This is a genomic window from Isoptericola sp. NPDC056134, assembly GCF_042264825.1.
Lineage (GTDB): Bacteria > Actinomycetota > Actinomycetes > Actinomycetales > Cellulomonadaceae > Isoptericola > Isoptericola nanjingensis.
The window spans coordinates 21,618-23,350 of record NZ_JBHJVM010000034.1; the positions used below are offsets into that span (position 1 = coordinate 21,618).

At 69.9% G+C, this 1,733-nt stretch carries 1 protein-coding gene; it reads left to right on the top strand.

From position 1 onward, the window contains the following. The first annotated feature begins 121 nt into the window (after positions 1-121). Entirely contained in the window at positions 122-1,636 is a 1,515-nt protein-coding gene (gene glpK / locus ACFCZN_RS20040) for a glycerol kinase GlpK (RefSeq protein ID WP_430557922.1), read from the top strand. Positions 1,637-1,733: the final 97 nt, after the last annotated feature.

The following is a 1,733-nucleotide window of genomic DNA, read 5'->3' on the forward strand; positions in this document are numbered from 1 at the left end:
TGTGGGCGGGTTGTTGTCTCTCTTCTTTGTCTCTCCCCCCCCTCCCCCCCCCCCTCCCCCCCCCCCCCCCCCCCCCCCCCGCCACCCCGCACCACCCACACCGACGTGAAGGGCAACCCCCATGGCTGACTACGTCCTCGCCATCGACCAGGGCACGACGAGCTCGCGTGCCATCGTCTTCGACCACTCCGGCCGGATCGTCTCCACCGGCCAGCTCGAGCACGACCAGATCTTCCCCAAGGCGGGTTGGGTCGAGCACAACGCCGAGCAGATCTGGAGCAACGTGCGCGAGGTCGTCGGGCTGGCGCTCACGCGCGGCAACCTGGCGCACACCGACCTCGCCGCCATCGGCATCACCAACCAGCGCGAGACCGCCGTCGTGTGGGACAAGAACACCGGCAAGCCGGTGTACAACGCGATCGTGTGGCAGGACACCCGCACGCAGGCGATCGTCGACGAGCTCGGCGGCTCCGAGGGCGCCGACAAGTACAAGTCGATCGTCGGCCTGCCGCTGGCGACCTACTTCTCCGGCCCCAAGGTGAAGTGGATCCTCGACAACGTCGAGGGCGCGCGCGAGGCCGCCGAGAAGGGCGACCTCCTGTTCGGCAACACCGACACCTGGGTGCTGTGGAACATGACCGGCGGGCCGGACGGCGGCGTGCACGTCACCGACGTCACCAACGCGTCGCGCACCATGCTCATGGACCTCGACACCCTGAGCTGGCGCGAGGACATCGCCGCCGATATGGGCATCCCGCTGTCGATGCTGCCCGAGATCCGCTCCTCCTCCGAGGTGTACGGGCAGGGCCGCCCCCGCGGCCTCGTGCCCGGCGTGCCGATCGCCGGCATCCTCGGCGACCAGCAGGCGGCCACGTTCGGCCAGGCGTGCTTCGAGACCGGTACCGCGAAGAACACCTACGGCACCGGCAACTTCATGCTCCTCAACACGGGCACGGAGAAGGTGCCGAGCAAGAACGGCCTGCTCACCACCGTCTGCTACAAGATCGGCGACGCCCCCCAGGTGTACGCCCTCGAGGGATCCATCGCCGTCACCGGCTCCCTCATCCAGTGGCTGCGGGACAACCTCGGCATGTTCGAGGACGCCCCCGACGTCGAGTGGCTGGCCCGCAAGGTCGAGGACAACGGCGGCGCGTACTTCGTGCCCGCGTTCTCCGGCCTGTTCGCCCCGTACTGGCGCCCCGACGCCCGCGGCGCGCTCGTCGGGCTCACGCGGTACGTCAACCGCAACCACATCGCCCGCGCGGCGCTCGAGGCCGTGGCGTTCCAGACCCGCGAGGTCGTCGACGCCATGAGGAAGGACTCCGGCGTCGACCTCACCGAGCTCAAGGTCGACGGCGGCATGGTCCAGAACGAGCTGCTCATGCAGTTCCAGGCCGACCAGCTCGGCGTCGACGTCGTGCGGCCCAAGGTCGCCGAGACGACGGCGCTCGGCGCCGCCTACGCCGCCGGCATCGCCGTCGGGTTCTGGAAGGGCGAGGAGGACGTCACCGCGAACTGGGCGGAGGACAAGCGCTGGTCGCCGGCCATGGCCGAGGACGAGCGCGAGCGGCTCTACCGGTCGTGGAAGAAGGCGGTCACGAAGACGTTCGGCTGGGTTGATGCTGACGTGCAGTAGTCGCACTTGAGCCCGCGGCGGGGAGGAACGTCGTGCGGGCGGTCGCGTTCACGGGCGCCAGGGCGCCCTCCACTTCGGGACGTCTACGACCGCCCGC